Origin of the sequence: Streptococcus suis, assembly GCF_002964045.1 — a bacterium.
GTDB classification, from domain to species: Bacteria; Bacillota; Bacilli; order Lactobacillales; family Streptococcaceae; genus Streptococcus; species Streptococcus suis_U.
In genome coordinates this window covers 1-279 of record NZ_POPB01000274.1, presented here as the reverse complement: position 1 = coordinate 279, position 279 = coordinate 1, and the positions used below count along the sequence as shown (strand labels likewise).

General features: G+C 39.8%; 1 pseudogene. It reads right to left on the bottom strand.

Going from position 1 to position 279, the window contains the following annotated elements:
* Positions 1 to 141: 141 nt before the first annotated feature.
* A pseudogene (locus C1E99_RS15475) lies at positions 142 to 279 on the bottom strand (histidine phosphatase family protein); the annotation flags it as partial.

Genomic DNA, 279 nt, shown 5'->3' with positions numbered 1-279 from the left:
TACTCCCATTATACGCTGAAAAAATGGATTGTCAAGAGAAAAAACCAAAAAATTAGCACTCTTTTACCTAGAGTGCTAAAAATCAGTCTGAAGACCTAGAATGGTGGATGTCAACAAAAAAATCAGAGAAGAACCCTGATTTTATATATTATCCCCTTGGGCAATCAATTCTGCTCCACGTTTGCGGTAGGATAGGTCGCCAACTGCTTCAATTAAAAGCTTGCCATTTTCGTATTTGAGGACGGTGATCGAGCCGTTATCCAGGAAGACATTGACACC